Genomic DNA, 24,854 nt, shown 5'->3' on the forward strand with positions numbered 1-24,854 from the left:
CCTCAGGTGGACCCCCATGACCCGACCCGCACTGCTCGCCCACGACGTCGTCCGCACCCTCGGGACCGAGCGGATCCTCGACGGCGTCTCCCTCACCGCCTCCCCCGGCCACCGCATCGGGCTGATCGGGGAGAACGGCGTCGGCAAATCGACGCTGCTACGACTCCTCGCCGGAGTGGACGAACCCGATGCCGGGACCGTCACACGCCCGGCCGACCTGGGCTTCCTGCACCAGGAGCTGCCGTACGACGGCACGTCGACCATCTCCGACGTGCTGGACGAAGCCCTGCGCGAGGCCCGCGACGACCTGGCCGCACTCGACCGCCTCACCGGACGGCTCGCCCAGGTCCCGCCGGACTCCCCCGAGTACGCCGAACTGCTCGACACCTACGGCCGACGGCTCGAACAGGCCCAGGAACGGGAGGTCTGGGACGCGGACCGGCGTGCCGCGATCGTCCTCGACGGGCTCGGCCTCGGCGCGTTCCGGCACGACCGGGCGCTCGGCTCCCTCTCCGGCGGACAGCGCGGCCGCCTGGCGCTGGCCGCCCTGCTGGTCCGGCGGCCCTCGGCCCTGCTGCTGGACGAGCCGACCAACCACCTCGACGACGGCGCGGCCGCCTTCCTGGAGGAGCAGATGCGCGGCCTGCCCGGGGCCGTCGTGGTGGCCAGCCACGACCGGGCCTTCCTCGACGCCGTGTGCACGGATCTGATCGACCTCGACCCGGCCGTGGACGGCCCGGTCCGCTACGGCGGCAACTACAGCGCCTACCTGGCCGAGAAGCGTGCCGAGCGGGAACGCTGGGAACGTCGGTACGCCGAGGAGCGGGAGGAGCTGGCGGCGCTGCGCCGGTCGGCCGGTGTGACGGCGCACCGCGTGGCGCCCGACCGGGGGCCGCGGGACAACGAGAAGATGGGGTACGGCCACCGGGGCGGCCGGGTGCAGAGCCAGGTCTCGCGGCGGGTGCGCAACGCCACCCGCAGGCTGGACGGGCTGGAGCGCAGGCGGGTCGACGAGCCGCCGCGGCCGCTCCGTTTCCACGGGACCGCGCTCGCCGTGACCGCGCCCGGCAAAGAACCTGCGGAGGACACGCTCGTCTCCCTGCGCGAGGTACGGGTGCCGGGACGGCTGGGCATCGCACGGCTGGACGTGTCGGTGACCGAACGTCTCCTCGTCACGGGCGGCAATGGCGCGGGCAAGTCGACGCTGCTGTCGGTGCTCGCCGGGCGGCTCGGGGCCGAGGGGGACGTACGGCGGCGGCCGGGGCTGACGGTGGGTCTGCTGGCCCAGGACACCGTGTTCGCCCGGCCCGACCGGACCGGGCGGGAGACCTACGCGCACACGCTCGGCGCCGAGCGGGCGGAGGCGGTCCCGCTGGGTTCGCTGGGTCTGCTGCGCGAGGCGGATCTGGACAAGGCGGTCGGCCGGCTGTCGGTCGGTCAGCGGCGTCGCCTCGCGCTGGCGCTGCTGGTGGCGCGTCCGCCCGAACTGCTGCTGCTCGACGAGCCCACCAACCACCTCTCCCCGCGGCTGTGCGACGAACTGGAGGCGGCGCTGGGCACCGGCCCCGGCGCGGTCGTCCTGGCCAGCCACGACCGCTGGCTGCGCGGACGCTGGCAGGGCCGCGAGATCCGGCTCCGTTCCGGCCCGGGGCACCACCTGGGCGAACCTTGCCGACCCGATAGTCACCTGCCAGAATGGTGATGTGAATCTGGACCACGTCTTCGTCTGCGGAAACCCGGCACTGGACTTCGCCGCGACGCTCCGGGCACGGCGTTCGGTGCGGTTCGAGATGTTCGTGACGCCGGAGCGGCTGCGGGCGTGGTACCTGGAGTCCGGCATCGTCGACGCGGTCTTCCCCGGCGACCAGGCCGACGTCGAGCGCGCGAAGGCCGTGCGGGAGGCCGTCTACCAACTGGTCACGGCCCGCCGGCTCGGTGAGGAGTACGCGGACGAGGCGCTGGAGGTGCTGAACGGCGCGGCGCGCAGGCCACCCGCGGCACCCCAGCTCACCAGGTCGGGGCGGTGGACGCAGGCGACGCCGGACGAAGCCCTGTCCGCCGTGGCGCGCCTGGCGGTCGAGCTCCTGAGCGGGCCGGACGTGCCCCTGCTCAAGGAGTGCGGCAACCCCGAGTGCACCCGCGTCTACATCGACCGCTCCCGGGGCATGCGGCGGCAGTGGTGCGGCATGGAGTCCTGCGGCAACAAGATCAAGGCAGCCGCCTACCGCGCGCGGAAGAAGGACGTGCACGCCGCGACCGCGGCCGCCCGCTAGGCCCTGCCGGGCGGGGCCGGGTCATCCCACCGGGGACGGCTGCCGGGTTCCCCCGGCCTCGACCATGGTGAGGGGTGCCGCCGCCACGAGCGTCGGCAGCAGCAGCCGCCAGAACCGGGTGACCGTCGAGGTCGCGAGCCAGGTCGGGTCCCGGATGCCGAGCACCTCGAACCCCACGGTCGCGGCGACCACGGCGGTCGCCGCGTCCTGGACGGCCGTGCCCCGGCGCAGTTCGCCCTCGGCCTCGGCCCGCGTCAGCGTCTCCTCGACCCAGCGCCGCCAGCACTGCCGCAGGTCGGTCCGGGGCGGTCGGGACGTCTCGCCGCCCAGCGCGAAGCCGACCCGGAGCACCACGTCCTCGTGCAGTGCGTCGGCGAGCGCGTGGGTCACGTCGACGAGGAGTTGCAGATGGCTCGTCCCGCACGGCAGGGCGCCGTTCGTCACGGCCAGCAGCCTGATCAGCGCCGTCTCCTCGACGACGTCCACCAGGACGGCCTTGGTGGCGAAGTGGAAGTGCAGTGCCCCGTTGCTCACCCCGGCCCGCGTACTGATCGCGGTGAGCGAGGCCGCCGAGAATCCGTCCCGGTCGAAGATCTCGGCCGCGGACCGGATCAGGGTTTCGCGGGTACGCGCCGCACGCTCCTGCTTGACCATCAACTGCTCCGTCACTGCTGGGGGTTGCCGTGATTGTCGAAGGACAGGAAGTGACTATAACAAACCGTACGTGCGGTTTCTAAGAAAGCCCCTGACCTCTTCACGGAAGGGGATTGATTTCCGGTCCGCCCACCAGAACGCAGCCGGCACACCTCGGGTCACCCGCTCCAGGACAACTTGTGTCACGCTCGGACCATGTCGGACCAGAATTGGACGCCGGCTCGGCGTCAGAACGCGCCGATCCGGACTCATTTCCAGGAACAGACAGAGCGGAATGAACCCCTCCGCCGCTGCGGGATGACAAGGACCCAGAGGCACTAGAAATTAAACCGGTTGGTATGTATTTTCGGGCCCAGGAATAGCCCATTCCTGAACACATCTCTCGCGCCAGCCCAGGGGGAGCCAATGTCTGCGCGCACGTTTCAGGTCGAACCACCCGTGTTCGACAGAGAAATGACACGAGGCACCAGAGCCTCCACGATCAAGCCCGGTGGGTTCTACCCCACCACCCTGACCACCACCGTCCCCAAGGAGCTCGTCCACCGTTCCGCCGTCGCGGAGGTCCTGCTCACCGACTGGGAGCGGGTGGACGACACCCACTTCGTCATATCCGCCCAATGGCCACGCGGCCACAGCTTCTTCGTCCCGGTCGCTGACGGCTACCACGACCCGCTCATGGGCTGCGAGACCATCCGCCAGATCGGCATCCTGCTGGGGCACGCGGAGTTCGGTGTGCCCTTCGGCCACCAGTTCCTCGTCTGGGACCTCCACATCGCCGTACGCCCCGAGCACCTGCGGATGGGGTACGAACCCGCCGCGCTCAGCATCGACGTCGACTGCACGGAGATCAACCGACGCGGCAGAAACCTTTCGGGGCTGCGCTTCGAGGCCGTCTTCCACCGTGACGGGAATATCGTCGCGACCGGTGGCGGCTCCTACTCCTGCATGGCCCCGGCGGTCTACCGCAGGGTGCGCGGCGAGCACCTGTCCGACGGCTACCGGGACCAGCTGCCGCTGATCAGCCCGGCGGCCCCGCAGAGCGTCGGGCGGATGTCACCCATGGATGTCGTGCTCTCCCCCACCGGCGAACCGAACCGCTGGCAGCTGCGGGTGGACACACGCCACCCCGTGCTGTTCGAGCACGCGGTCGACCATGTCCCGGGCATGGTGCTGATCGAAGCCGCCCGCCAGGCCACGGCAGCGGCCCTCGGCCGGTCCTCCTACCTCCCGCTCGACGTCGCCAACGAGTTCAAGCGGTACGTCGAGCTGGACTCCCCGTGCCTGATCGAGGCATCCCTGCTGCCCGGCACGGACGCCGGGGACGAACAGAGCGTCCTGGTGACCGCCCATCAGGACGGTGAGCCCGTCTTCAGCGCCACGGTGAAGGCCGGGGCGCACGGCGCGCCGCCCCTGACGGACGGCGTCTGACATGCCGAACACCGGTTTACCCGGGGCGGGCAGCGGCTGCCCCCGCCGGGCAGCCGCCGTACCCCTGTCCGTACCGGTGCCGGAAGGCACTCACCCGAAGGCGCCCAGGTGATCGCTCGCCCATCCGCGGAAGGTTCCGGCCGGCCTGCCCAGCAGAGCGGCGACCGTGCCGTCCACCTCCGCCTTCGCGCCCGCACGGCCGCGCTCCGCGCTCTCCAGCAGCGCATCGGCGATGTCCGCCGGGTAGCGGGCGCCCAGTGCGGCACGGGCCCGCGCCGGTTCCAGTTCCTCGAAACGGAGCGGGCGGCACAGCAGTTCGGCGAGCAGGGCGGTCTGTTCGGCCGCGGTGATCGCCTCCGGTCCGGTCAGCGTGTGGATCCTGCCCGCATGGCCGTCATCGACGAGGGCGCGCACCGCCACCTGCGCCACGTCACGCGGGTCGACACAGGCGTTGCCCGAGTCCCCGTACAGCGCGCGCACCACGCCGTCCGAGCGGATGGAGCGCGCCCAGGAGAGGGTGTTGGACATGAACGCGCGCGGACGCAGCAGAGTCCACTGCATGCCGGATCCGCGCAGCAGCTCCTCGTTGCGGCGCTGCCACCGGGTGATCAGGTCCTCGGCCCCGGGGTCCGCCACCGCGGCCGCCGACAGCTTGACCACCCGCCGCACCCCCGCCGAGCGGGCACTCCGAAGGAATGCCGAGTCGTCGTCGCCACCGGGATTGGTCACCAGGAAAACGGTGTGAATCCCGTGCAGAACGCCCACCAGCGAGGCCGGATCCGAGAAGTCCCCGGCAACGATCTCGGCCGCCGGACCCGCCCCCCGGACCCGCGCCGGGTCCCTGGCCATGATACGAACGGCCAGGTCGGCCGGGAGACCGCGGAGCACTTCCCGCCCGATGGTCCCGGTGGCACCGGTGACAAGAATCATGAACTTCCTTCTCTCGTCCGGCATTTCCCCGGCCGGTAAGGGCGAGGAAGCGGCCTGTAAGATACGAACTGGACGGTTTCTTTACCGGCCTCCCGACGTTCGACCATCCCGAGGAGGGAGGAGGCAGAGTGGCTGAGCAGCTACGCGCCATCCGTACCCGTCAGACGATCCTTTCGGCGGCAGCCAAGATCTTCGAGGAGCATGGGTACCAAGCCGCCACGATCTCCCAGATACTCTCCGAGGCGGGGGTCACCAAGGGGGCCCTGTACTTCCACTTCCATTCGAAGGAAGATCTGGCTCAGGGCGTCCTCTCGGAGCAGGACCAGCGGATCATCGTCCCGCACCGCGCCTCCAAGATCCAGGAGATCGTGGACGTCGTGATGCTCCAGGCCCACCAGTTGCAGACCGACCCGATGGTGCGCGCCGGCGTGCGGCTGACGATGGACCAGCTGGCGCAGAACCTCGACCGCAGCGGTCCGTTCCTGCGCTGGGGCGAGGTCGGTCACGAACTGCTCCAGCAGGCCCATGCCCAGGGCGAGTTGCTGCCCCACATCACGCCGTCCGAGACGGCCGACGTCATCGTGGGCTCCTTCGCCGGCATCCAGTCCATGTCGCAGGCCGTCTGCGAGTACCGCGACCTCGTCAAGCGGGTCTCCGCCCTGATGCGTCATGTGCTGCCCAGCGCGGTGGTCCCGTCCGTCCTCGCCTCCCTCGACCTCTCCGAGAGCCGTGGGGCCGCGGTCTACGCCGAAGCCGTGAAGGCGGCCGAGATGCGGGACCTCGTCGAAGCCACCGGCTGAGCCGCGGGCGCCGTCGTGGGGCGCCGTCAAGGCTGCCCCACGGCGGCGCTGTCCCCGGCGACAGCCCCCACGGGCTTCTCACCCCCGGGTACGAAGCCCTTGACGAAGTACGCCGACAGCGCCTCCGTCAGGTCACGGCCCTCCTCCGGCACCCAGGCGAGGTAGCCGTCGGGCCGCACCAGCAGCGCGGCGTGCGGCACCTCGGGAGTGGGCCGGGCACGGACCACGCGCAGGCTGCCTCGCCATTCCCGCGCCGCTTCCCCGTGGCCTTCGCCCTCCTCGCCGAGGAGCAGCAGCAGCGGCCTGCCGTCGTGCAGCAGCCCGATCACATCGGTCTCACCGGTCTCCGTGGTGAGCACCGCGTTGCGCAGGAACGTTCCCGTCGCCCGGCCGTCGCCTCCGGCGTGGTCCGGGAGTACGGTGTCCTGGGCGCTGATCAGGCCGCCGAGGTGACCGGTCTCGCGGTCCGCCGACAGCACACCGGTGAACACCCTGCGCAGCGCGTCCAGTTCGGGTCCCGGGCGCATCAGGGCGAGTTGTGCCTGGGTCTGGTCGATGACCCGCCGGGCGACGGGGCGACGCTCCGGGTCGTAGGAGTCGAGCAGCCCTCCGTCCGCCGATCCGAGGACCGTGAGCGCCAGCTTCCAGCTCAGGTTGAGTGCGTCGAGCACCCCGGTGCTGAGGCCCTGGCCGCCGATCGGGAAGTGCACATGCGCCGCGTCGCCCACCAGGAAGACCCGCCCCGCGCGGAACGTCCGGGCCAGCCGCGCGAAGTCGCTGAACCTGCTGAGCCAGTGCGGCGCGTCCATCTCGATGTCCCGGCCGGCGATCCGGGAGACCTCCGCGCGCAGCTCCTCCAGCGTGGGCGGGAGCTGCCGGTTCGGGTGGGCTCCGTCGCAGTTCAGCGTGCGGATGTGCGTCCGGCCCTCCGCGTCGAGCTTGGCCACGATCCAGCCGCGCTCGGTGCGGTGCCAGCCCTTGGGGAGCTCGTCCGGCCGCGCGAGCGTGACGGCTCCCATGAGCGCGGACACCGTCGCCGGGTGGGTCTCGGAGGCGATGCCCGCCTGGTGCCGGACAGTGCTGCGGGCGCCGTCCGCGCCGATCACGTACGCGGCGGAGCAGACCGTGGGGCCTTGCGGCCCCTCGGCCGTGACCCGCGCCCCGGCGTCGTCCTGGGCGACCTCGGTCACCCGGTGCTCGCGCAGGATCCGCGCCCCCGCGGCCCGCGCCCGTGCCTCGAAGTGCCGCTCCAGCTCCGCCTGGGGGCACTTGAGGATCGGCACGGGTTCGCGGGCGGGGGTCGTGATGGTCAGTCCGGGCAGGCCCGCGAAGTGGAACGGGCTCTCCGCCTCGCCTCCGGTGTACGGATGCCCCGGCCCCGGCAGGTGGCCGCGGCGGGCCAGGCTCTGCACCGCGCGGGCGTGCAGCGTGGTCGCCTTGGGCTGCTCGGACACATCGGCCCGGGATTCCAGGAGCACGGTGTCGACTCCGTACCCGGCCAGTTCGGCGGCGACGAGCATGCCGACCGGGCCACCGCCGACCACCACGACCTGCGCCCGTACCGGACGTTCCCCCTGCACAGCGACGCCTCCCCTGACTGCGGACAATCCGCTGATGGAAATATACCGGACAGCCTGTTTCCCGCTCGTCCGCCCGGGGGCACGGGACGCCCACCCGACCGGCGGGTACGGACCCGGGGACGGGCAGGGGCCGGGGTCACGGCTGGAGTTCGCGCGTCGCGGACGACATCGGTCCGCCCTCCGAACGCTCGGTCTTGTGCCCCTTGCCGCCCGGCGCCAGGGTCCGCACGTCCACGGCCTCCGCCGGCGCCCCCCGCGCGTACAGCCCGTCGGGCTCGCTGTCCCGGTCGTGCGGCAGCAGCCAGAACACCCGTCGGCGGAACGTGCCCGAGGACCGGGACGGTTTGGCCTTCGGCCCCAGCAGGGCGTACCCGACCATCCGGCCGTCGCGGTGGTACGCCGGTCTCCCCCGTCGCGTCGGCAGCCTGTCCAGGCTCTGGCGGACATAGTCGAGCCGACTGATGTCCTCCAGCCAGACGAGGTCCATCTCGTCGACGATCTCGTCCTCTGCGATGAGGGCGCTCATACTGTCTCCTGGTCCGCGAGCAGGCCGATGCCCGGGTAGTACTTGCGCTGGTTGGAAAGGATCATTCCCTTCGGCGACGCCAGCCCCACCAGCTCGCGGACACGCGCCGCGAAGGCCCGGGATGAGATCGCTGATACGCCCTCATTCTGGCACCAGCCCCTATAGGCCGCGTAGAGCTGCGCCTGTTCGGCCCGCAGATCGGCTTCGAGCCGACAGGCCTCGTGGACGAATCGCCCGGTATGGTCCTCGGTCTCGGCGTACGCCGTGGTCGCGATGCGCACCCGCTCGGGACCGGAGAGGTCCTTGTCGCCGCCGAGGTAGCGACGGGCGCCCTCGATCAGCCAGTTGAGAATGCCCGGACCTTCCTGGGTGACGAGGATGTCCGCCAGGTTGTCGATCTTGCGGTCGTCGGAGACGACCCGCTCGAACGGGATCAGCCGCATCCGCCGCCAGAACGCGAAGCCGCCCGTGCCCACCTCGGGGCGGTGGTTGCCGAGCAGCCACATCTTGTGCGTCGGCTCGAAGCTGAAGAAGTCCTGGCGCATCCGCCGTGCCTTGATCCGGTCGCCGCCGGTGAGCAGCTTGACCCGGGCCTCGTCGAACCGGTCCCCCGGCTTGACCTCACTGCACACGATCACCCTTCGGCCGTGCAGCTCGGCCAGATCGGTGGGGTGGCCCTCGTACGGACGTGACATCAGGAAGCCGGGCGGCGCCGCGTCCGCGTAGTCCCCGAGCAGCTTCATCAGGACGTCCAGCAGTACGGACTTGCCGTTCTTCCCGGAGCCGAACAGGAACGGCATGACCTGGGCGCCGACGTCCCCGGTGACCGAGTAACCCAGCAGCAGCTGAAGGAAGTCGATCATCTCCGCGCCGTCCGCCCCCTCGCCGAAGGTGTCGGTCAGGAAGCGGTTCCAGCGCGGTGTGGGCATCGGCTCCGGCGCGGCCGAGGTGGAACGGGAGTGGAAGTCCCTCGTGGGCTCGGCCGGACGGATGCGACCGGTGCGCAGGTCGACGACGCCCGCCGGCGTGCACAGCGCGTACGGATCCGCGTCCAGCCGCGACGCGTTGAGCACCATGCCCGGGGCGGACTTGGCCTGGGTCAGCATCGCGTTCATCCCGCTGGTGCTCAGCGCGCGGCGGCGGTGCTGCTGCAACGCGGCGGGGGTGTAGACGCCCCGGGGATCGGTGGTGGCGATGGACTCGGCCAGGTCTCCCGCCGACCACATCACGGTGTCGTCCTCGTCGATCTGCCACCGGGTGCCGTCCCACTGGTACCAGCCGATTCCGGGAACGTGCCGGTAGTCGTTGCGGTAGAGCGTGACGAACAGCTTGGCGTTGCCGCGGTCGGTGAGCGTATCGGGCAGCAGTCCGGCCGACGTCGCCTCGCCGTTCCCCGATGCCGCCCCGCTCCGGCCCGCCGGAGCGGGGGTGGATGCGTGTCCGGGCCCGGGTGCGGGTGCGGACGGGGGTATGGATGCGGGCCCGGGGACGGGTGCGGTCATGTACCGGGCGAAGTCGTCGCCGCGCCGGGGCGCCGGGACGGGTTGCGCGAGTATCTGCGCGGCCACGGCCTCGACGTCGAAGGCGGAGAGTGCGTTCTCCTCGTCCACGCTCACGCACGCCCCTTGAGCGACAGCGGGCGTGCCAGCCCCGCGCTCAGCCCGCTCCTGATGATGGCCAGGCACCGGCTCCGCCGGCCCGGACGGGCCTGCTCGGCCGTCTCCCGCAACACCCGCAGGGCCTCGGCCTCGGTGAGGAGGCCCCCCGCGACGAGTCCTCCGGCGGTGTACGCGGCCCGGTTCAACTTCTCGGAGAACGCGGCGCCTTCGGGTACGGCCCCGCAGGCGGCGACCTCGGCGAGCACCCCGGCCAGTGCCCGGTCCCCCGGGCCTCCGCCGCTCCTCGCCGCGAGGACTGCCTGCCGGGCGCGGGGCGGTACGGGGCGGGGGCCCGGCACGGAGGCGGGCGGCAGATGTCCGGTGCGCTCCAGCTCCTTGGCGAGCCAGACCGGCAGCGGGGCGGGCCGTCGCGTGGTCCCGACCCGGCGGTAGGTTCCCGCGGAGGTCACGGTTCCGGGCGCCACGATGTACCCGCCGTGCGCCCGGACGTCGACCTGCCAGGCGAGGGCACGGCCACCGCCCGACCCCGAGGAGCACTGCCAGCGGTGCCCGCCGTCGTTGCGGTACCACACGTGCAGGCCACCGGACGGGGTACGGACCCGTAGCGTCGACTCGTCGTCGGCCGGACTGACCGCGCCGCGCAGGGCGGCCAGCACACCCAGGGTGTGGAAGCCATGGGCCAGCCCGGTCAGGTCGATCTCCTCGGAGATCCGTACACCGGGCAACAGCCGTTGCCGGTCCGGCAGTTCGCGGACATGCGCGTCGACATCGATGACGACGAGACCGGCCGGTCCGGTGGCGACGGCCACCCCGAGATCGGGACGGGAGCCCCACCACTGCCGGATCCGGTCGAAATCAAGCGTGGCCGCGTGAAAGCCGTGGCACCAACGGCCCGCACGCACACAGTCGCACCCCCCTCGGGCATGTCCCGGAGCGCGGCACACCTCGCAGTTGCCCACGGGTGTCTTGCGCCCCGGAGCAAGAGGATGAACCGGCCACCCCTGGCGCGCACACCACGAGGCAGTTGTCAGAGGCTGCGCGGCGACCGGTGCGGATCTCGCGAACTGCTGTGGGTCGCTGTGCAGAACCTGCAGCTCAGCTGCCATTCACTTCCCCCATGAGCGACTGAAGCGACTCAAATCCCAACATCAGATTAGCGAAACCTGTGGGAGAGGAGAGACACATGGGGCAGAACAGATGTACGCATCCGGAAGAAGGGACACCGTCCCGGCGACCGACCGCGCGGTGGGTGACAGTCGCTCGGTCGCTCGTCCGCAGAGAAACGGAACACCAGGTCAGAGGCTCGCACACCGAGGATCAGCGACTGAAGCGACTCAAGCTCTCCCTATATGACGCGCACACACGCGCTCACGCGCAGGAATGTCTCCATATATCTGAACCTTGAGTCGCTTCGGTCGCTGAGCCCCCTCGGCCACCGCTCCGACCTGCACATTCGTCCCGATGACTGAAGCGACTCAAGGTTCGGCCGGTCGTCGGCACGCCCGGTCAGCAGGCGGGCTCCTTCCATCACCGTCCCTTATGGCGAGCGGAGAACCCCAGGTCATAGGGGATGCGGAGCAGAGAACCGGCGACCGGAGCGACCGAGACCGCCGCCAGGCGCCGACACATGCCGAGGTGCGCCGCGATGTCTTGGCCGGTATTCGTCCATGCCGGGCCGGGTGCCCGGTGGTTCGGCCGGTCCACAGCGCGGACCGGGTGAGCCCGGTCGGCCTCCGCCGACGGCGCAACGGCCTTCTCAGCGGAGCAGCTCCGCCAACCGCTCGCTCCACGGGACGCGTTCCGGTACGCCGGCCAGGTTCGCCCGAGCCAGGGCGAGGTTCGCCAGGAACTCCTTCAGCAACTCCCGGGCCACGCGGTGACGCGCCTCCTCCGCAGCCTCTTCGGCGGCCTCGCGCCTCTTCTCTGCCGGGGCGCGCCACTGCGTACTCGCCAACGCCACCCGGTACGCCCGCTCCGCGGCCTCCCTCGCCGGTTCACTTTCGGCCAATCGCTGGAGCGCCTGACTCCGACGCTGCGACAGCAGCTTCGCGGCCAGCTGCTGTAGAGCGTAAGCCCGCACTCCCGCATCGACGGGGGCGTCGTCGGAGGGGTCGGGGGAGCCGGAGGGGTCAGAGGAGCCCGGGATGCCGGGAGAACCGGGGAGATCGGGGGAATCAGGGAAGTCGGGGAAATCAGGGAGATCGGGGGAATCGGAGTTCTGCGCATATGCCTGTTCGATGACGGTCCGGGTGTCCTGCTCGACCTGTGCCGTCATCTCCGCCACGGCGCGGAGATCCAGGGTGTCGACCCGCAGGGCGACCACCAGGTCCACGGTCTGGCCGATCAGTTCGTCCGTCCGTTTCCGGAACGCGCACACCGGGCACTCCCCCGCCGTGTCGGGCAGCCCGCACTTCCGGCACGGCATCGCCGCGCGCGCGGCCTCCGCCGCCTCCAGTTCCTGCCGGCGCCGCGCGGCCGCGCGGCGCCGGTCCTGCTTCTGTGCGTCGCGCTCCTGGCGTAAGGCCTGGGCGGCGGCCGCCTTCGCGTGATGCGCCTCCCTCAACCGCCTTTCCACCTCCGTGAGTTGCAGCTGAGGGGACGCCGTACCGAGCTGTTCGGCGACGGTGGCGGCGATCGAGCGGCGCAGCGACCGCCGGTCCGCGACGAGGCAGTCGCAGCTTTCGCACGGGTCGCCGGTGTCCATCCGGTAGCCGTCGTCGCACAGCAGCGACCAGCAGCCGGGCCGCTGCGGAAGGCCACGGCGCATCAGCCAGCCGACGAGTTCTCTCACCGCATGGGGCCCCTGCCGGTCGAGCCGGCGGTTCAGCCGTGCGACGAGGGCCCGCACGGCGTCTTCTGGGCCGAGGATGCCGCGCAGGCGGGCAAGTTCGCCCCGTACCGCCCTGGCCAGCCACTTGACCGTCGAGAGGCGGGGGATCCCGGCCCACAGGTGGGCGACCGGTGCCAGAGCCTCGGCGAGGTCCTGCGGCACCTGCGCCATCCGCAGGAATCCCGCGCCGCTGGCTCCGGTCGTCCTGGCAGGGAGTTTCCGTGGCTTGTCCCCGCGAAGCGGGTCGGCCCCGGCATCCCTGCGGCCGCGCCCCGGCCGGGGCGAGTCGGCGGCTCGATCCTCGCCCGCGTACGCGCGTCCCCGCCGACGGCCCCCGCCCTCGACGGCAGAGCCGGAAAAGACCTCAGGATCACCAGCAGAAGACCGCGAGGGAGCAACCACCGGTGTGTGGGACGCGTGGAGGTCTGCACACATGGCCGGATTCGGTTGCCCCTGGAAGCCTTTGCTGACCTGCTGGTTCGGGGTGCGTTCGGGTGTCTGATCCCCGAATGCACCATTGGCCGCCGTCAGAAGCACGTCCTCCAGGCTCTCTTGGGCCCAGCCCTCCCCGGACAGCGCCATCCCCGCCGCCTCTGTTTCCGCTCCTTCGGTTCCGGCGCATCGGGGGCACGGCCCCTGGTCCGCCGTTCCGGTTTCGCCCGCCGGTCGGACCTCATCGCCGGTCTCCTGCACGGCCGTTCGACGGACCCGTGCGTGCGCGGCCGCCACGGCCGGTACCCGCAGCCGTTCGCCGCCGGGCCGTTCCGTGGCCTCCAGCTCCAGATACCCGGCGGCGACCAGGCGGTCCACGACCACCGCCGCAGCGTCGACCGGGCATCCGAGCAGCCGGGCGACCGTTGCGTCGGCCCGCCGGAAGCCCTTGGGCACCCGGCCCGGCGCCATCCGCACCCGGCCGTCCGTACGGGCCTCCAGCGAGAGCAGGACCATGGCCAGACGGTCCGTGGGCGCCCCTCTCCCCCGGCGTCCCGCCATGAATCCCGCCGGGGTCTCCGCCTTGCCGGGAGGCGCCCACCCCGGGCACGTCACCGCTTCGCAGAACCGCAGCAGCGTCGCCAACTCCCGCTTGGTCAGCGTGGCGAGCGGTCGGCCGTCCGCCGCTGCCCGCGCCTCGCGCAGCGGCAGCAGCTCCAGGCGCAGGCCCTCCGTCCGCCCCTCGTCGGAGCGCTTCGGCCCGCACCGTACGGCATCGGTCGCCTTCAGCCCGGGGACGGCGGTGTGTCCGACATGGGAGAGCGAACAGCCCAGCCAGCCGGCGACGTCGCGGTAGGACATGTCCACCACGGCGGAGCCTGCCGGTGCCTTCGCCAGCAGTACCACCGAGGCCAATCTGACGAGATCGCTCCGCCCGGTCAACCGGGGGTCCTTGAGCAAGGAGTGAACCGCCGACGCCAACGCCGTCAACATCGCGGGAGACAGCGCGAGGGGTTCGTTCGCCAGGTCACGACCCGGGACATCCGCTGCGTACGGGGCCGGGCCGCCCTTCGTACGCGCGGTGCGGCGGGCGGCACGTGCCCGTGGCGGCGTCTGTGAGGTACGGGGCCGGGGGCGTCGCGCCCGATCGACTTCGGGTGCGACTGATCCAGCCCTCGGTTGGGTAGCTATGATCTGCTCCTGTCGAGGGATGAGGGTTTTGCTCATCGCCACCCGGTGCAGCTGGGCTACAGCAGGACAGCCGGGTGCGCGACGCGATTCATTCAAGTGTTTGAGTCGTGCTCACCTCTTCGGCGGAGCATCGGCCCGGGACCGCAGATCCCGGGCCGATCTGTTTTCCTCAGGTTCTTCGTCGGCTCCGTTCTTGCCGGAGCGGCGCCGACGAAGGGGTTTGGGTCAAAAGGACAGTTGAGGGCTGACAGGCCGGGCGCCCTCACTGCTGTGTTTAGGTACGAGTGGCTTCCGGAGCCGTGTGGCCGCAGGTCATGGCATGCCTGGGTCGAGGCGCTTCAGCTGAGGCCCGAATTCTTCGAGAAGGCTTGAGTGGTCGAGCGGACGCCGGACGAGGCCACCGCGCGGAAGTTCGTAGAACTCGGACCACTGCGATTGTGTGGTCGAGCGGAGCCATTCGATGAGACGGATACTGGAGCCGGAGTGGTGAGCGGTCACATATCGGATGATCTTCTCGTACGCCTCCCCGTGGAGCGGCGCGACCGCGGAGGCGAACACCGTGACGAGTCCCGGAGAGGTGCTGAAGACACGCAGCGGGACCCTCGTCGAGCCGTCCACGGGGATTGCCGAATCCATGATCTGGCGTGGCCAGTGGAAGAGCGTCTCAAGGTGCGGCGGGAGTTCGGCGATCCACTCGCCGAGCGGCACCGCGGCGAACATCGAGCGTGGGCGGCTGAGCACGAAGGCCGAGTGCGCTCCTGGTTCATGGGTGACCTCCACCCCGTCCGGCGCCACCCAGAGGATGGAATCCTGCCGCGTGGCTGGGTCCCGTGCGGCAGCGCGGGCGGTGTTGACCGCAAGCGACTGCCACGGCTCGATCACACGCGCCTCGCTCCTGGACCTGCTCTGTCCCGGCCATACGAGCTGATCCACGAACGCGAACACGCGTACGACGATCAGATCTTCGCCATCGAGGGTGCTGGGGTTGATCAGGCCCAGCGTTACGGCCTTGTTGATCCAGGAACGGTTGAGCCTGGCGCTATTCGCAAGAGCAGCGGGCTGCACATAGGCGGACAAGACGTCTCCAGCGCGTGAGTGTGCTTGTGACTGTCGATCACCGTAGCGTATCCGGGCCGATTTATTTTGCCGCGTCGCATCAGGTTTTGCACGACCACGTCTCTGCCATCCCTATATTCAAGGTTATTTGTCTGATTCAACTAGCGTAACTTCTCGTCACGTCGCAGCAATTAGATGACGGAGGCAACGAAGGGAGGATACGTACATACAAAGACGCGTCAATGACTACTGACATGACGATGCATATGCCTATGGGGATCACTACAGGCATGACTACGTGCCTATCCGAAGAACTACTCATGGGCCTACCGATTCAGCTATTGATCCGCCTACCGAGAGACCTACAAATCAAGCTCCTGACGGGCTGCGGACGGCCGGGGAAGGTGGCAGGACAGGGCGAAGCGCCAACCCCCGGCGGGGGTTGGCGCTTCGCTCCGTCCTGCGGCCGGGGCCGCCGCGACTACTTCATGGGCCCCAGCGGGCCCTCCTCCAGGTCCCGCAGAAAGCGATCGAGCACGCCGGAGTAGACATGGACCGCGAGCCTGGGGTGACCGGCGATCCGCAGTTCGTTGGCGAGCGGCGAGGCGATCGCGTACACCTCGGCGCTGACCCGATGGCTCGCCTGCTTGCCCGTGCCGACGTCGGAGTCGCGCGAGAGCAGGAACTCCTCCGCGAGCTCCAGCTGACTGGAGATGGTGCTGGGCAGGTAGAGGGTCATCGCGGCATCGACGTACTGGGCGGCCGTGAGCGCCTTTCCCGCGGACGTGCAGTCCTGGGCGACCCGTCGGCTCAGCGCTGCCACGAGATCCGGCGCGAACCTGAACGCATGGGTCTGCCAGGACTGCCTGCCCATCTTGAGGTCCACACGGCTGTTTCGCCATGACCTGAAAACGGCTTCGTGCGCGGTGCCGAGCCCCGCTCCCCCACGGGACGGAGCCGCGCGTTTCTTCCGCACCGCGTACGGACTGCCCCCTGTTTCGTAAACACGTTCGGAGGGTGCTCCGGGGGCGGATTCGGGGACATGCCCGGAGGCTGCTCCGGGCGCGGTTGCGTGCGGCGTCGGATCGGCGGGGCCGGACCGGGGCTTCCTACGGTCGCGCCCGGGAGCGCCGACCACCTCGGGGAGTGCGGAGGCGGCGTCGGAGAACCGGGCGGCGATCGAGGTGTCCGCCACGGCCGCGCCTCCCCCGGCAGCCGCGCCCTTCGGGGCCGTGGCCCCGGGCTCAGGCTCCGTGCTGCCGCCGGGGCGGCCGACGGGAGGTACGGACGGCTCCGTGGGGGGAGCCGTCCGGTACGTCTCCCCCGCTGCGGGCTCCGTACGGCCCTGGCCTTCGGTCGGCCGACTCGGTGCGGGCACCACGCCCGGAGACTGGGTGCGCGGCGGCTGGAGCGGTGACGCCTCGGGCGTCTGCGGTACGGGCGTCTGCGGTACGGGCGTCTGCGGTACGGGTGTGTGCGGTGCGGGTGCATGCGGTACAGCGGCGGGCTTCTCCGTACCCGACCCGCCCTGCCCGAGCACCGACCTCGCGACGACGGACTGGGCGCCGGCAAGAGCAGGGTTGTTGAGGATGGACCCAGCGGGCCGGGGCCTGAGAGCCGCCCTCTTCGCGGCCTTCTTCACCGGTTTCTTGACGGCCTTCTTGGCCGCGCCGTCCGTCTCCGGGCCCTGGGGCTCAGGCATCTGCGCTCTCCTCGAACAGGATCGGGTCGGCGATCGTCCACTTCTCACGGGGCAGGTCGATGCGATCCAGGATCTCTTCGACCACGGCCGTGTACTGCTTGCCGCACGCATGGTTCGGGAACCGGACCACGGCGGGCTTGCCGTAGATGAAGGACTCCGAGATGCGGGTGTCCTTGCGTACGTCGGTGAAGAAGGGGAACAGGCCCCGCCCCGGTTCGGCGCCGACCCCGTCGCCGATCATGCCGTTGCGGATGTCGACGTCCTGGTTGGTCCACTTCGATTCCGGGTTGGAGCGGTTCAGGAGCGCGCCCAGCAGCTGCGGCTTGCACTCTCCCCCGGTGTTGGTCTCGACGGCGTTCGTCGCGGCGCTGAGGACGAGCGCGCCCTTGATGGACTGGTACTCCGGAATGCAGATCGTCACCACGTGGTCGGCCGCCGCCAGGGCGACCGCGTTGAGGTGGGAGACGGCCGGCGGGGTGTCGATGAGAACGAAGTCGAAGCCCTGGGCTTCCGCCAGGAGCAGATGGCGCAGTGTGGCCGTCTGTTTGTAGGGCTTGGTGACGAACGCGTTCTGAGCGGCCGACATGGACGCCTCTTCCGAGGCCAGCAGGCAGAGGCGGCCGTGCCCTTCGAAGCCCTCCAGGACTTCGTCGGTGCGGTCGAACATGGCTTGCTGGAGGTGAGCCCGGGGGAAACTTTGCAAGGCCATCTGCAGGATGTACCCGAGAGACCTGCTCAGTTCGGCCTCGGCCGCCTGCTCGTCCTCCTGGCCGCCGAGCGTGACACCCAGTGCGGTACCGGCCTGGGCCTGCGGTTCAAGGTCGACGATGAGGACGTTGTAGCCGGCCATGGCGAGCCGGGCGCCGAGGTTGACCGTCGTGGTGGTCTTGCCGACTCCGCCCTTCTGCGTAGCGATCGCGATCACCGTCGGTGCGGGACTCTCTGTGCCATCGACGACGTCGATGGCGCTCTCAAACGTGCTGGTCATCGCGGATGCCTCCCGAACTGGGCGAGGGGTGAGGGACCACGTCCTGGACGCCTTTGTCGCGTCGCATCACGTGGGCTGGCGGTGTGGGGACGGCAGTTGAGGCCAATGGCTGCACGACTTTCGGACTTTGCAGAGAGATTCGGGCATCTCCAGAGCGCTTCGCATTCCTGCCGCCATGCGTGCATGTCGCGTCGTGACACACACGTTCGCACGATAGCACCAAGGCATAGGGGAAGAGCGTGAGTGAGGCGATGTTCAGGTGTGTCGCACGAGTACGGCGCGGAGGGAGCAATGGCTCGACGACGTGGCGGTAGGACGTTCGTGCCAGGGATGAACATGCGGAACGTGGTGGGAATACGCGCCCGAACGAATGGTGAGGAAGCAGCCTTCGCGCCACGTACACGGCGAGGGTGCGTGGAGGCGGAGGAGGGTGGGAGACGAGGGAGGGGAATGAACGGCAGAGCGCGAAGGCCGGTATGAAGATCCGCCCCAACTCTGATGCGGAGTGGCGGAGTGGCATGGAGAGCATCACGCAGGCAGGAACAGAAAGGCCCTGGAATCTGTGTGAACACAGATGAGGACAGGGCCGCTTCGTAGGAGTGATGGGCATGCGCATGCGTACCTGAGTGCCTGGATTCCGGTATTCCTGGATTCATACAGAGATGCGTGCACGACTCCCTGCATGCCTCCTTGCACGCGTACTCGCACTCATACCCACGTACCTATCAGCATGCCTACCAACATGCCTACACAGCTCCACGCATTGCTACCGACCGAGCTACTGACGTACCTACAAAGAAACATGCCTGCATGGCTGTGCAGTTACGCACAGGGGAGAAGGGGAGGAAACATGCCTTGTTCCATGGGCGTATGAGCGACAAGAGGAACAGGCACGTCCCGGGATGAACAAGTCCTCGGAGCCTTCCCTGGAGCCTTCCATCGATACGGAGAGGAAGGGGACCGCGCGTACTCGAAAGGTGCGTCAGGTGCCTCGCGGAGTGCTCAGCACGACCGCCGCACCCGTGCGTCGGGCCGACGGCCGGAGGCCCTTGGCGCACCGGCTGGAGCACCGGCCTCGGGACTGGCAAGCCCGCGTGCTGAGGTGTCGCGTATTCAGCGGCTGGGGCCGACCTTGACTACTGACTGCCGCCGGTGGCGGTGGTCCAGCGCGGGTCGATGTGGCCCAGCCACGCGTCTTGGTCGTCCGCCAGCGGTTCCTCCAGAGGGAGGGGGAGGAACCGGCAGGTGAAGACAAGGCCTGCGTCGTCTCCGTCGCCCTTGACGTGGTGGCTCCACGCATCGCGGGTTTCCGCTGATGCCTGCAGAAAGAAGAAGGTGGTTCGTCGTGGCTGCCCGGTGTCGGGATGGGGCTTGCTCTCCACGGCGATCTGTCGGACGACTGTGGCTGTCAGCAGACCGGTCTCCTCGGCGACCTCTCGAAGGACCGCTTCTTCCAGACCTTCGCCTGATATGACTCCCCCCGCAGGGACTTGGGTGCCGGCCTCGGGCATACCGGCGTGGTCGAAGACCAGAACTTCGGGGGCGGCGCGGTTCCGGATGACGTACGCGGCGACACGGATTCTGGGTCGGGTCATCCCGGCATTGTCAGTCATCTGCGCCGTTCATGGCCGCCAGCGGCGTATCGGCTCCACGTTCCTCCGGCTTCGGCGACCACTCCCGATGACATCCAAAACCATCGGGAAGATCACGAGGACCACCGCCAGTCGGCTGCGCTCCACATCATGGTTGCCTGATGCTCCTGTCCAACAGGCCCAGAGCCGAGCACAGGGAGACGGAGAGAGTCATCCATACGACGAAGGCCCCACCGCCGCAGAGCACCGCGCGGGGCACGCTTCCGTCCGCTGCCCAAGACAGCACTCCAGCGATGACCGCGACAAGCAGGGACAGAACGATTGAGAGGGCGACAAGCAGAACTCGCGTTGAAAGTCCGGAGCGCAAGGCCGACATCCTTCTGCGAAGGGTGGCCGCTCCAAGACACGCGTCTCAGCCCGACCACCGAAAACGGTAGTTGGCTGAGACGGTGTGTCCCCGGGGTGTGGTCCGGACTGCAGAGAGTCCGGGCCCCCCGGGGAGACGCCCTCAATCAGTCCTCTGATGTTAGAAGACTCCGACAGGTCACACCAGACAGCGCTCGCGAGATATCGAGACAATCTCGGCAGTGATCACTAAAGGTGACTGATGGCACGCCTCCGGAGAGGTATACGCGACACCTGAACATGCGAGCTCACCAGTCCCGAGGCCGAGCATGTGGACACCCGAGGCCGGGGCTCCCCTGCTCTCTCCGCTTGCCCACTTGCTGTGCTTCGGCGTGATGCCCGGAATCAGGAACGGGAAGGAGCTGACCTCCTACCGGCCCGGCAGGACCATGGAGTACGTACACATCGATGCCCGGTGTTCTGCCGGCGGCAGAACACCGGCCGGTCCGCGCTCGACGCTCACTACAGTCCGGTCTCATGACGCCGATGACGACGATGACGACGCGTACGGTCGAGTACCCGGCCGACGGCTTGACGATGATCGGGCACCTCGCGGTCCCGGCCGGGGCCGGCCGTCGGCCCGCGGTGCTGCTCGGACCAGAGGGCACGGGGCTCAGCGACGTCGAGTGCCGCCGGGCCGATGCTCTCGCCGAGCTGGGATACGTAGCGCTGGCCTTCGACCTTCACGGCGGCCGCTATCTGGAGGACCCCGAGGAGATGCTGGCCCGTTGCCTGCCCCTGCTCGCCGATCCCGACCGGATGCGGGGCATCGGCCATGCGGCGCTCGACGTGTTGCGCGCCGAACCGCGAACCGACCCCGACCGGATCGCCGCCATCGGCTACGGCACCGGGGGCGCCATCGGTCTTGAGCTCGGGCGCGCCGGGGTCAACCTGCGCGCGATCGGGACAGTCAACGCAACTACCACGGGCCGACCGGGCGAGGCGGCGCACATCCGCTGCCCGGTGTGGGCGGGGGTCGGGTCGGAGGATCCGATCATGTCGACCGCACAACGGAACGCGTTCACCGCCGAGATGCAGGCCGCGGGCGTCGACTGGCGCCTCACGGTCTACGGCGGCGCCTTGCACGCCTTCCACCACCCAACGGTCGACCACACCGTGCGCCCCGGCGTCGGCTACCACCCACGGCACGCGCAGCGGGCCTGGCGCGACATCCTCGACCTGCTCGCCGAGTGCTTGCCCGTGACGGAGGAGCCTGGGGCAGGCCCCAGGTAAGTACGCCTGCGCCGGGCCCGGTCGGCGTACTCCTTGGAACCGACCCCCCGCGACCTCGCCACCCCTGTGGCGCGTATCTCGATCGCACCCCGGCGAAGCATCTGTGGCCGGAGGGGCCCGATGAGGATCCGCGCCATCGGCCCGCCCGTGCCACGGAGCAGATGGGCGGGGAGCCGGGCCGTGCCCCACGTACCCTCTGTCCCGTGGCCGCCTCACCCCTGCTCCGCGTCGCCGTCCTCGTGCTCGAAGGTGCGAAGCCCCTCGATGTCGGTATCCCCGCGCAGGTGTTCACGACCCGGGCGAGCATGCCGTACGAGGTCCGGGTGTGCGGCGCGGCGCCCGGACCCGTGGCCGGGGGTGATGGCCTGTCGTACTACGTCGCCCACGGCATCGAGGCGCTTGAGTGGGCTGACATCGTCTTCGTTCCCGGCTACCGGCACCCGGACCGCGACGACCCGCCGCAGGCCGTCGTCGATGCGCTGATCGCCGCCCACCGACGGGGGGCGCGGCTCGCCGCCATCTCCACGGGTGCCTTCGCGCTCGCCGCCACCGGCCTGCTCGACGGGAAGCGCGCGACGACGCACTGGCATTACACGCGGGCGCTCGCGGCGAAGCGCCCACTCGTCCAGGTCGACGCGAACGTGCTGTTCGTCGACGAGGGCAGCGTGCTGACATCGGCGGGCGCCGCCTCGGGCATCGATCTGTGCCTGCACATCCTGCGCGGCGATCTGGGGGTGTCCGCGGCGAACCACGCGGCGCGGCGCCTGGTGGCGGCGCCGTACCGCAGCGGGGGTCAGGCGCAGTACGTGCCACGCAGTGTGCCCGAGTCGCTCGGCGAGCGGTTCGCCGCCACCCGGGAGTGGGCGCTGCACCGGCTGGGCGAGCCGCTCACCCTTGAAGCGCTCGCCCGGCACGCCGCGGTGTCGCCGCGTACGTTCTCGCGGCGCTTCGTCGAAGACACCGGGTACACGCCGATGCAGTGGGTCATGAGAGCCCGCGTCGACATGGCGCGTGAGCTGCTCGAACGCTCACAGCGAAGCATCGAGCAGATCGCCGCCGACGTCGGCCTCGGCACCGGCGCGAATCTTCGGCTGCACTTCCAGCGCATCCTGGACACCACGCCGAGCGAGTACCGGCGCACCTTCACCCAGGGCCGGTAGTCCGCCGCCACCGCCTGGCGTGATCCTTGCGGACTGTGGCGATCACGCCGCTGTCAGCGGTGGATGGAGCGGGGGAGCCTGGGAGCGAACCCGAAGGGACACCATCCATGACTCGTATCGCCATCAACGGATTCGGCCGCATCGGACGCAATGTGCTGCGCGCACTGCTCGAACGCGACAGTGACCTGGAGGTCGTCGCCGTCAACGACCTCACGGAGCCCGCCGCCCTCGCGCGGCTGCTCGCCTATGACACGACGGCGGGGCGGCTCGGCCGCCCGGTGACGGTGGACGGGGACGCCCTCGTCGTCGATGGCCGTCGCATCACCGTGCTCGCCGAGCGCGAACCGGCGCAGCTGCCGTGGGCCCGGCTCGGCGTCGACCTCGTGCTGGAGGCGACCGGCCGCTTCACGTCGGCCACGGCCGCCCGCGCCCACCTCGAAGCGGGCGCGAAGAGGGTACTCATCAGCGCCCCGGCGGACGGTGCCGATGTCACGCTCGCGTTCGGGGTCAACACCGACGCGTACGACCCGGCCACGCACACGATCGTGTCGAACGCCTCGTGCACGACCAACGCGCTGGCGCCGCTGGCCTCGGTGCTCGACGACCTCGCGGGCATCGAGCACGGCTTCATGACGACGGTGCACGCGTACACACAGGAGCAGAACCTTCAGGACGGTCCGCACCGCGACGCCCGCCGCGCCCGCGCGGCCGCCGTCAACATCGTGCCGACCACGACGGGTGCCGCGAAGGCGATCGGCCTCGTGCTGCCGAACCTCGACGGCAAGCTGTCGGGCGACTCGATCCGTGTGCCGGTTCCGGTGGGATCGATCGTCGAACTCAATACGACGGTCGCGCGCGATGTGACGCGCGAGGACGTGCTGTCGGCGTACCGCGCTGCCGCGCTGGGGCCGCTCGCAGGCGTACTCGAATACTCGGACGACGAGCTCGTGTCGTCCGACATCACGGGCAACCCGGCTTCGTCGATCTTCGACTCGGCCCTCACCCGCGTCGACGGGCGCCACATCAAGGTGGTCGCCTGGTACGACAACGAGTGGGGCTTCTCGAACCGTGTGATCGACACCCTCGAACTCCTCGCCGCCGGCTGACCGGCGGACGGACGCCGGGGGCGTAACCCTGGACCGGCGCACACAGCCCCGTATCCCACCGGTCCCGCGCCGCATCGGACAGCGGCGAGACCGCGCAGGCAGGGGGACCGCGGTCAGACGTGCCGGTCTCGCCGCGCCCTGACCGAAGTCCGCACAGGCTCACCGACCCTGTTGCCCGCTGGGTCCGTAGGCCGCCGCCGCGCGCATCCAGGGCCTCGGCCCGGCCCTGCTCCCGGGTCAGTTCTTTACCGCGGTAAAGAACTGACCCATCGAGAAGAGGGCATGACTGCCCGGCATACGGAGGGAAGCGCGTGCCGGACGGGGCCGAACAGGAGTGGGCGAGGTGGTTCTCACGGCCCCGGCCGTCCCATGGGCAGGCATCGGCTGACGGGCGGCCATGAGGCGGGACGCGGGGCGGCTTTACCGCAGTAAAGCCGCCCCGCTCGACCCTGCCCCGTCCCAGATGGGTCTGGGACGGGTCGGGCCATGGCCTGCGGTGCCCAGAGTTGTGCGGGACGGGGCCCACGAGCCCGTCCCAGTTCTGTCCAGGCACTGCGCTGCGGAGAGCCGTGGAGCGATCTGGTCACCTGACCTCGACGCTGCCGCAGGTGAACGCAGTGCCTTCGAGTAGTTCCGGCGCGACGGCGACGCCGGTCAGGTGCTGGGCGAGAGCGAATGCGGCCAGTGAGGAGAGGTCGGCCTCGGGGCTGTCGTCCCCGAAGTGGAAGCCGATGCTGTGCATGACGTCCAGGGATTCGTCAGGTGTGGTGCCCCAGCGCTCGTCGGGAAACATGGGCTCGAACCAGAGACGCCGCACGGAGTCTTCGGCCCAGAGAAACGCATCGAGACCGTTGATGTCGACGAAGTGCGACACCCAGCGTGTGCCGGCCGAGGCGGCCGGCGCCAGGTCCTCCGTGACTCCGAGATAGCCGTTGGGTTCGATCAGCAGGGTCCATGGCTCGACGGTGGTCATGGCGACGAGTTGCTGCTTGCCGTCCAACCGGTGGGACAGGTCGAAGGCGGCCTCGACGAGCGCGCCCGTGCCGGTCAGCGTCGGCTCGTCCTGCCCGTCGAGACGGTGGAGCAGGTCAGAAGGCGCGAGGTTGTGCACCAGCGTGAAGCAATACGCCTCTGCGAGGTCCGGGAAGCGTTCCTCGAACCATGTAGTCGGCGGCGGTCGTCGTCATGGGAGAGAGCCTCGCTCATGCCACTGACAGACTCCGTTGACCGGGGACAGCCGGCGGAGCCGTTCCGCCCGGTCGCTCAGGTGTTAGCCGCGCTGGAACAGGTTGTGCCAGAACTCCGAGCCGAACCGCTAGCACGCATCCGTCATGAGGTGTCCGTGTCGG

The 24,854-nt window shown here is 69.9% G+C and carries 19 protein-coding genes; 7 read left to right on the forward strand and 12 right to left on the reverse strand.

Annotation, left to right across the window (positions count from 1 at the left end; all coding sequences use genetic code 11):
• Positions 1-16 precede the first annotated feature (16 nt).
• Positions 17-1,702, forward strand: coding sequence for an ABC-F family ATP-binding cassette domain-containing protein (locus tag ACFVFH_RS29170; RefSeq protein ID WP_383774009.1), 1,686 nt, complete (start codon positions 17-19; stop codon positions 1,700-1,702).
• 1 nt (position 1,703) lies between these two features.
• Complete coding sequence (locus tag ACFVFH_RS29175; RefSeq protein WP_383774011.1) at positions 1,704-2,273, forward strand: CGNR zinc finger domain-containing protein; 570 nt, start codon at positions 1,704-1,706, stop codon at positions 2,271-2,273.
• Between the two features lie 21 nt (positions 2,274-2,294).
• Here ACFVFH_RS29175 and ACFVFH_RS29180 read toward each other — a convergent pair whose 3' ends face one another.
• Entirely contained in the window at positions 2,295-2,927 is a 633-nt protein-coding gene (locus ACFVFH_RS29180; protein WP_383774013.1) for a ScbR family autoregulator-binding transcription factor, read from the reverse strand.
• Between the two features lie 453 nt (positions 2,928-3,380).
• Between ACFVFH_RS29180 and ACFVFH_RS29185 the strand changes: the two genes are divergently transcribed.
• Positions 3,381-4,355: a ScbA/BarX family gamma-butyrolactone biosynthesis protein gene (locus ACFVFH_RS29185; protein ID WP_383774015.1), complete on the forward strand. Its 975-nt coding sequence runs from the start codon at positions 3,381-3,383 to the stop codon at positions 4,353-4,355.
• Positions 4,356-4,445: 90 nt separating this feature from the next.
• Here ACFVFH_RS29185 and ACFVFH_RS29190 read toward each other — a convergent pair whose 3' ends face one another.
• Positions 4,446-5,285 (reverse strand): NAD(P)H-binding protein, encoded by an 840-nt coding sequence (locus ACFVFH_RS29190; protein ID WP_383774017.1) that lies wholly within the window; start codon positions 5,283-5,285, stop codon positions 4,446-4,448.
• 128 nt (positions 5,286-5,413) lie between these two features.
• Between ACFVFH_RS29190 and ACFVFH_RS29195 the strand changes: the two genes are divergently transcribed.
• Entirely contained in the window at positions 5,414-6,085 is a 672-nt protein-coding gene (locus ACFVFH_RS29195; protein ID WP_383774019.1) for a ScbR family autoregulator-binding transcription factor, read from the forward strand.
• Between the two features lie 26 nt (positions 6,086-6,111).
• On the opposite strand, the gene ACFVFH_RS29200 is transcribed toward ACFVFH_RS29195, so the two are convergent.
• From ACFVFH_RS29200 to ACFVFH_RS29240, 9 genes are all read right to left on the reverse strand, one after another.
• Positions 6,112-7,665, reverse strand: coding sequence for an FAD-dependent monooxygenase (locus ACFVFH_RS29200; protein ID WP_383774021.1), 1,554 nt, complete (start codon positions 7,663-7,665; stop codon positions 6,112-6,114).
• A 136-nt stretch (positions 7,666-7,801) separates the two neighbouring features.
• On the reverse strand, positions 7,802-8,191 hold the full coding sequence (locus tag ACFVFH_RS29205; protein ID WP_383774023.1) for a DUF6009 family protein: 390 nt from the start codon (positions 8,189-8,191) through the stop codon (positions 7,802-7,804).
• Positions 8,188-9,807: a phage/plasmid primase, P4 family gene (locus ACFVFH_RS29210; protein ID WP_383774025.1), complete on the reverse strand. Its 1,620-nt coding sequence runs from the start codon at positions 9,805-9,807 to the stop codon at positions 8,188-8,190. The genes ACFVFH_RS29205 and ACFVFH_RS29210 overlap by 4 nt, the downstream gene beginning before the upstream one ends.
• Complete coding sequence (locus ACFVFH_RS29215) at positions 9,804-10,916, reverse strand: bifunctional DNA primase/polymerase (protein ID WP_383774027.1); 1,113 nt, start codon at positions 10,914-10,916, stop codon at positions 9,804-9,806. Before ACFVFH_RS29215 ends, ACFVFH_RS29210 begins: the two co-directional genes overlap by 4 nt.
• A gap of 650 nt (positions 10,917-11,566) precedes the next feature.
• A complete protein-coding gene (locus ACFVFH_RS29220) occupies positions 11,567-14,014 on the reverse strand; it encodes a hypothetical protein (RefSeq protein ID WP_383774029.1) in 2,448 nt (815 codons plus the stop codon).
• 561 nt (positions 14,015-14,575) lie between these two features.
• Positions 14,576-15,340, reverse strand: coding sequence for a hypothetical protein (locus tag ACFVFH_RS29225; protein ID WP_383774031.1), 765 nt, complete (start codon positions 15,338-15,340; stop codon positions 14,576-14,578).
• Positions 15,341-15,800: 460 nt separating this feature from the next.
• The gene (locus ACFVFH_RS29230) at positions 15,801-16,205 is read right to left on the reverse strand and encodes a hypothetical protein (protein WP_383774033.1); all 405 of its coding nucleotides are present in this window, start codon (positions 16,203-16,205) and stop codon (positions 15,801-15,803) included.
• 808 nt (positions 16,206-17,013) lie between these two features.
• The gene (locus ACFVFH_RS29235; protein WP_383774035.1) at positions 17,014-18,009 is read right to left on the reverse strand and encodes a ParA family protein; all 996 of its coding nucleotides are present in this window, start codon (positions 18,007-18,009) and stop codon (positions 17,014-17,016) included.
• Between the two features lie 1,136 nt (positions 18,010-19,145).
• Positions 19,146-19,604, reverse strand: coding sequence for an NUDIX domain-containing protein (locus ACFVFH_RS29240; RefSeq protein WP_383774037.1), 459 nt, complete (start codon positions 19,602-19,604; stop codon positions 19,146-19,148).
• 888 nt (positions 19,605-20,492) lie between these two features.
• On the opposite strand from ACFVFH_RS29240, the gene ACFVFH_RS29245 reads away from it, so the two are divergent.
• The 3 genes from ACFVFH_RS29245 to gap all read left to right on the forward strand — a co-directional run bounded on the left by ACFVFH_RS29245 (position 20,493) and on the right by gap (position 23,505).
• On the forward strand, positions 20,493-21,239 hold the full coding sequence (locus ACFVFH_RS29245) for a dienelactone hydrolase family protein (RefSeq protein ID WP_383774101.1): 747 nt from the start codon (positions 20,493-20,495) through the stop codon (positions 21,237-21,239).
• Between the two features lie 161 nt (positions 21,240-21,400).
• Positions 21,401-22,399 (forward strand): GlxA family transcriptional regulator, encoded by a 999-nt coding sequence (locus ACFVFH_RS29250; protein ID WP_383774039.1) that lies wholly within the window; start codon positions 21,401-21,403, stop codon positions 22,397-22,399.
• 107 nt (positions 22,400-22,506) lie between these two features.
• Entirely contained in the window at positions 22,507-23,505 is a 999-nt protein-coding gene (gene gap, locus ACFVFH_RS29255; protein ID WP_383774041.1) for a type I glyceraldehyde-3-phosphate dehydrogenase, read from the forward strand.
• A 583-nt stretch (positions 23,506-24,088) separates the two neighbouring features.
• Here gap and ACFVFH_RS29260 read toward each other — a convergent pair.
• Complete coding sequence (locus tag ACFVFH_RS29260; RefSeq protein WP_383774043.1) at positions 24,089-24,616, reverse strand: DUF6461 domain-containing protein; 528 nt, start codon at positions 24,614-24,616, stop codon at positions 24,089-24,091.
• Positions 24,617-24,854: the final 238 nt, after the last annotated feature.

Source organism: Streptomyces sp. NPDC057697, from assembly GCF_042799335.1.
Lineage (GTDB): Bacteria > Actinomycetota > Actinomycetes > Streptomycetales > Streptomycetaceae > Streptomyces.